The 5,742-nt window shown below is 66.6% G+C and carries 6 protein-coding genes; 3 read left to right on the top strand and 3 right to left on the bottom strand.

Annotation, left to right across the window (positions count from 1 at the left end; translation table 11 throughout):
• The 3 genes from VFA16_RS18520 to VFA16_RS18510 all read left to right on the top strand — a co-directional run.
• A partial coding sequence (locus VFA16_RS18520; RefSeq protein ID WP_324969215.1) for a DNA polymerase domain-containing protein occupies positions 1-614 on the top strand: 614 nt, incomplete at its 5' end.
• Positions 598-1,386, top strand: coding sequence for an Fpg/Nei family DNA glycosylase (locus tag VFA16_RS18515; protein ID WP_324969214.1), 789 nt, complete (start codon positions 598-600; stop codon positions 1,384-1,386). The genes VFA16_RS18520 and VFA16_RS18515, both read left to right, overlap by 17 nt.
• A gap of 91 nt (positions 1,387-1,477) precedes the next feature.
• Complete coding sequence (locus VFA16_RS18510) at positions 1,478-1,852, top strand: hypothetical protein (protein WP_324969216.1); 375 nt, start codon at positions 1,478-1,480, stop codon at positions 1,850-1,852.
• A 60-nt stretch (positions 1,853-1,912) separates the two neighbouring features.
• Here VFA16_RS18510 and coaE read toward each other — a convergent pair whose 3' ends face one another.
• The 3 genes from coaE to VFA16_RS18495 all read right to left on the bottom strand — a co-directional run.
• Positions 1,913-3,136, bottom strand: coding sequence for a dephospho-CoA kinase (gene coaE / locus VFA16_RS18505; protein ID WP_324969213.1), 1,224 nt, complete (start codon positions 3,134-3,136; stop codon positions 1,913-1,915).
• A 6-nt stretch (positions 3,137-3,142) separates the two neighbouring features.
• Entirely contained in the window at positions 3,143-4,585 is a 1,443-nt protein-coding gene (gene rpsA, locus VFA16_RS18500) for a 30S ribosomal protein S1 (RefSeq protein WP_324969212.1), read from the bottom strand.
• 200 nt (positions 4,586-4,785) lie between these two features.
• Positions 4,786-5,742, bottom strand: a 957-nt coding sequence (locus VFA16_RS18495) for a DNA polymerase (protein WP_324969211.1), incomplete at its 5' end; no start/stop codon positions are given.

Genomic DNA, 5,742 nt, shown 5'->3' with positions numbered 1-5,742 from the left:
TGGTGTGGTTGGCCAACCAGAACTGCATCACCCTGCATGCCTGGCTGTCTCGTCGTGGGCGGCTGCACACACCGGATCGATTGGTGTTCGACTTCGACCCGTCCGGCGACGACTTCTCGGTGGTGCGGGCCACTGCGCGCGCAGTCGCCGGCGTGCTGGACGACATCGGCTTGGCGCGCTATGTGAAGACCACCGGTTCGCGGGGGCTGCATGTCGTGGTGCCGCTGCGCGGCGACGCCGACTTCGACACGGTCCGCCAATTCGCCCGCGGTGTCGCCGACCTGGTGGTGGCCGACGACCCGGCACACCGCACGGTTGAAGCCCGCAAGGACAAGCGCGAGGGACGGGTGTATGTCGACGTCATGCGAAACGCGTACGCGCAGACTGCAGTCGCACCGTATTCGGTGCGGGCCCGTCCTGGCGCGCCGGTGGCGACCCCGCTGGAGTGGGATGAACTCGACAACCGCGGTATCCGCCCGGACCGGTTCACGCTGCGTGACATCCCGAAACGACTTGCTAATCAAGGTGATCCATGGGTCGATATGCAGCGGCATGCCCGCTCACTGACCGGCCCGGCACGCCGCCTGGCGAAACTCCATGCCGGAACTTCCTGACGTCGAGGGGTTTCGCCGGGCCCTGGCCGAGACGCTGCCCGGCCGTCGAGTGCGAGACGTCGACGTGCGCGACCCCGGGGTATTGCGCAATACCACCGCACGAGCATTGGCGCGCAACCTTGTCGGCCACCGGTTCACTGCACCGCGCCGCCACGGCAAATGGCTGATCCTGCCGACCGACGGCCCGGTCCTTCTCGTGCACAGCGGAATGACGGGTCACCCGTACTATGCGGGCCGCGGCGCCGAGGAGGAGGGCTACGAACGGCTTGTGCTCACCCTCGACCGCGGGGAGTTGCGCTACGCCGACTTGCGCAAGCTGCGCGGCGTGTGGCTGGCCACGGGTGACGATGAAATTGCCAGGGCCACAGGGGCCCAAGGCCCCGACGCGCTGGACATCGATCTGCCAGCCTTCCGTGAGGTGCTGTCCGGCCGCCGTGGTGGGCTCAAGGCGACGCTGTTGGACCAGTCCCTGATCGCCGGGCTGGGCAACCTGCTCACCGACGAAATCTGCTGGCAGGCCGGCCTGCATCCGTTCCGGCCGGTCGCCGGCTTGGACGAAGGCGAGGTGAAGCAGTTGCACACCACCATGAAACGGGTGCTGCGCACCGCGGTGCGGCACGGCCGCGTACCGGGCCTGCGGCGGTGGCTCACCGGTGTGCGCGACGAGCCCGATCCCAGCTGTCCACGCTGCGGCGGGCGGCTGTCCCGCGGTCGGGCCGGCGGCAGGACGTCGTTGTGGTGTCCCCGTTGCCAACCGAGCGGCGTTAGCTGACAATCGCGTGTTCTGCGGCAGGCGCGGGGCGGTAATGTCGGCAGTCATGAACGCCACCACGCGAATCGGTTTCGTCACGGCAACAGCGGCGATGCTCGTCGGTTGCGGCCAGTTAGTTCCCGCCGCGGCGATGGCCGAACTGCACAACGTCACCTACATTGCGCGGATCGAGGGGGTGGCCCCCGGCAGTCAGGCCACCTTCATGATCAACGACACGCAGACGAACACCGCTCCACTGAGCTCGGTGCCTGGCAACGCATTCCAGGCCAACGCTGTGCTGGCCGATCCGCAGAAAGCCGGCATGCAAGTGGCGATCCGTTGGCCCTATTCGGCCAATGTGCACTGCGAGGTCGACATCGACGACAATGTCGCCGCGCAGGTCGATCAATTCGTCAGGCCGGTGCAAGGCAGCACTGACCCGATGAACGGGGTGCTGCCTTGCGGCGCGCCGCTGACCAGCACCTAGCGGCGATCGCAAGCGCGGCGTAGCCGGGGCGCAGAGAGGTCGCCGCGCGCCAACTAAGCTCTACGGCCGCCAGCCGACGGCATCGGCCCACTCCCAGGCGCGGCGGTAGGCGTCGCGAAACCAGGGTTCCTTCGCCTCGTTGTACTGGGCGACACCGCCGTCGGCGGGCGCCGCGCTCGCCGCTTTCTGCTTGACGCTGAGGTACTCCGCGCGCGCACCGGGGTCGGCGGTCAGCCAGTCGACGAACAGCAGCGCGAACTGTTGGTTGGGGCAGCCGTCGACCCGCAGATGAACAGTGGCCGGACGACCAGGGTCGGCTGAGCCGTGAATACGCTTGTGCCACAAGGCAGGGTCGGTACTGTGGTCGTAATGTTCGACCGTGCTTCGGGCGTCGGGTTTGGCGACGTCGGTGGTGATGTCGCCGATGCGTGGATATCCGGCGGACAGCAACGCGTCGGCGAGTTCGTCGGCCGCCGCCAGTGACTCCACGGTGACCTGAATGTCGATGACGTCCTTGGCGTCTAGACCGGGCACCGCGGTCGACCCGATGTGGTCGACGCGCAGCGCCTTGGCACCGCATGCGGCCCTGAGCCGGTCAACGATGCGCCGCGCCTGCTCGGGCCACGCCGGGTCAGCCCGTGTCAACCGCGCAGCTGACAGCCGAAAGACCTGCCGGGCGGTGACATTACGCGCGAACGGCGCGATCCGGTGGTTCCACACGTCACAGGCGCGCTGCGCCAACGCCTCCAGGCTGCCGGAGTTGTCCAGCCAGATGTCGGCGACGGCGCGGCGCTGCTCGTCGCTGGCCTGCGCGGCAATACGCGCGCGGGCGTCGTCTTCGGCCATGCCGCGTTGTTCGACCAGCCGCCGCATCCGCAGGTCGGCGTCGGCATGCACGACAACCACCAGCGGGAAAAGCGGCGCCATCCCGGATTCGACCAGCAGCGGAATGTCTTCCACCACGACCGCGTCCTCGGGTACTGCTGCGATGATCTCGGTGCGACGCTTGCCGACCAAGGGGTGAACGATCCCGTTCAGGGTCTTGCGCGCGTCATCGTTCTGAAAAGCCTTGGCCGCCAACGCAGGACGATCTAGCGCGCCGTCGGGCAGCAGAATGTCGTCACCGAACGCGTCGACCAGCGCCGCCAATCCTTGGGTTCCGGGTTCGACCACCTCGCGGGCGATCACGTCGGCATCGACCACAACCGCACCGCATTGCTCGAACGTCGCGGTTACCGCAGACTTCCCGGCACCGATGCCGCCGGTCAGCCCGATCCGAAGCATCGCCAGTTAGGCGCTGCCGGCGAGTTTCTCCCGCAGCGCGGCCAGTTGAGCGTCGCTGGCCAGCGAGCCGCCCTGCTGTTCTTCGGCCGGCGCTCCCCCGTTGGCTTGCGGCTGCTCGGCTCCCGCGGCAGCCTCGGCCGCGGCGAACTTCTCCATCTGCGCGGTGTGCATCTTGTGCCGGCGCTCGGCCTCGGCGTAGCGGGCTTCCCATTCCGCGCGCTGCTTGTCGAAACCCTCGAGCCACTCGTTGGTTTCGGGGTCGAAACCCTCCGGGAAGATGTAGTTGCCCTGCTCGTCGTAGCTGTCGGCCATGCCGTATTTGGCGGGGTCGAACTCCTCGGTGTAGTCCTCGTTGGCCTGCTTGAGCGACAACGAGATACGACGGCGTTCCAGGTCGATGTCGATGACCTTGACCATCACCTCGTCGCCAACACCGACCACCTGATCGGCGACCTCGATGTGGCGCTCCGAGAGCTCGGAGATGTGCACCAGGCCTTCGATACCCTCCTCGACGCGCACGAACGCACCGAAGGGCACCAGCTTGGTGACCTTCCCCGGCACGATCTGCCCGATGGCATGCGTGCGGGCGAAGTGCCGCCACGGGTCTTCCTGAGTCGCCTTGAGCGACAACGAGACACGCTCGCGGTCCATGTCGACGTCGAGCACCTCGACGGTGACCTCGTCGCCGACCTGCACCACCTCGGAGGGATGGTCGATGTGCTTCCAGGACAGCTCGGAGACGTGCACCAGACCGTCCACACCGCCGAGGTCGACGAACGCGCCGAAGTTGACGATCGAGGACACCACACCCTTGCGGATGGCGCCTTTTTGCAGCTGGTTGAGGAATTCGCTGCGCACCTCGGACTGGGTTTGCTCCAGCCAGGCCCGGCGGGAGAGCACCACGTTGTTGCGGTTCTTGTCCAGCTCGATGATCTTGGCCTCGAGTTCCTTGCCGATGTAGGGCTGCAGATCACGGACCCGCCGCATTTCGACCAGCGACGCCGGCAGGAAGCCGCGCAGCCCAATGTCGAGGATCAGCCCACCCTTGACGACCTCGATGACGGTGCCCTTGACGGCCTCGTCCTTTTCCTTGAGCGCTTCGATGGTGCCCCACGCCCGCTCGTACTGCGCGCGCTTCTTCGACAGGATCAGCCGGCCTTCTTTGTCCTCCTTGGTGAGAACCAGGGCCTCGACCTTGTCGCCGACCTTGACGACCTCGTGCGGGTCGACGTCGTGCTTGATGGACAGCTCGCGAGAGGGAATGACACCTTCGGTCTTGTAGCCGATATCGAGCAGAACCTCATCGCGGTCAACCTTGACGATGGTCCCTTCCACGATGTCGCCATCGTTGAAGTATTTGATGGTTTTGTCGATGGCGGCGAGAAAGTCCTCGCTCGAGCCGATGTCGTTGACGGCTACTTGGGGCGAGGAGACGGTGGGACTCGGCATATTGTTGGGTTGCTCCGGACAGGTTTGGTCGTAGGGACAAATTGAGTTACCCGTCGAGGCTACTCGACTGTGCACATGCTGGCCAAACTCGGCCCATCTGCGTCGAGCGTGAACTCAGGGCGGAAAATTCGCGAAGATCTCGCCACAGCTGCACGCCCGGCGATGTTTTGGTCAGTGGGCCGCTCGCGCAGATTGCCGCGCTAGTGCGCGGCGGTGTCCCATGAGCGGCCATAGCCCATCGACACCTCCAGCGGCACGTCAAGCGGGTAGGCGCCGCACATCTTGTCGCGCACCAACGCTTCGAGTTGCTCCCGCTCACCGGGAGCGACTTCGAACAGCAGTTCGTCATGGACCTGCAGCAGCATGCGGGACTTGAGCCCGGCCGCTTTGAGCGCCTTGTCGACCTCGATCATCGCGACCTTGATGATGTCGGCCGCGCTGCCCTGGATGGGTGCGTTGAGCGCGGCCCGCTCCGCGGCCTCGCGGACCTGTCGATTGCTGCTGTCCAGCTCAGGTAGGTAGCGCCGCCGGCCCAGCACGGTCGAGGTGTAGCCGTCCTTGCGGGCCTGTTCGACGACGGCATGCAGGTAGTCGCGGACCCCGCCGAACCGGGCGAAGTAGGCGTCCATCTGCTCGCGCGCCTCTTCCGGGCTGATGCCGAGCTGCTGGGACAGGCCGAAGGCGGACAGCCCGTACGCGAGGCCGTAGGACATCGCCTTGATCCGCCGCCGCATCTCCGGATCGACCTGCTCGGGCGCGATGTCGAACGCGCGCGACGCCACGAAGGTGTGCAGGTCCTCCCCCGTCGTGAATGCCTCGATCAGCCCGGCGTCCCGCGACAAGTGCGCCATGATCCGCATCTCGATCTGGCTGTAGTCGGCGGTCATCAGCGACTCGAACTCCGGCCCCACCACGAACGTCTCGCGGATGCGCCGGCCCTCGGCGGTGCGGACCGGGATGTTCTGCAGGTTCGGGTCGGTGGACGACAGCCGGCCGGTCGCGGCCACCGTCTGGTTGAACGTGGTGTGAATGCGGCCGTGGTCGTCGATCAGGGGCAACAGCCCGTCCACAACGGACTTGAGCCGTGCGACCTCCCGGTGCCGCAGCAGCAGCTCGAGCACCGGATGCTGGGTCTTCGCGTACAGGTCGGCGAGCGA

It is taken from the genome of Mycobacterium sp. (assembly GCF_035653355.1).
In the GTDB taxonomy this organism is placed as follows: Bacteria; Actinomycetota; Actinomycetes; order Mycobacteriales; family Mycobacteriaceae; genus Mycobacterium.
The sequence above is the reverse complement of the archived record's forward strand: the minus strand, read 5'-3'. Positions and strand labels throughout refer to the sequence as shown.

Excerpts from the sequence above, each read along its gene's own strand:
- VFA16_RS18515 (WP_324969214.1), top strand. The coding sequence starts at position 598 with ATGCCGGAACTTCCTGACGTCGAGGGGTTTCGCCGGGCCCTGGCCGAG.
- VFA16_RS18510 (WP_324969216.1), top strand. The coding sequence starts at position 1,478 with ATGCTCGTCGGTTGCGGCCAGTTAGTTCCCGCCGCGGCGATGGCCGAA.
- coaE (WP_324969213.1), bottom strand. The coding sequence starts at position 3,136 with ATGCTTCGGATCGGGCTGACCGGCGGCATCGGTGCCGGGAAGTCTGCG.
- rpsA (WP_324969212.1), bottom strand. The coding sequence starts at position 4,585 with ATGCCGAGTCCCACCGTCTCCTCGCCCCAAGTAGCCGTCAACGACATC.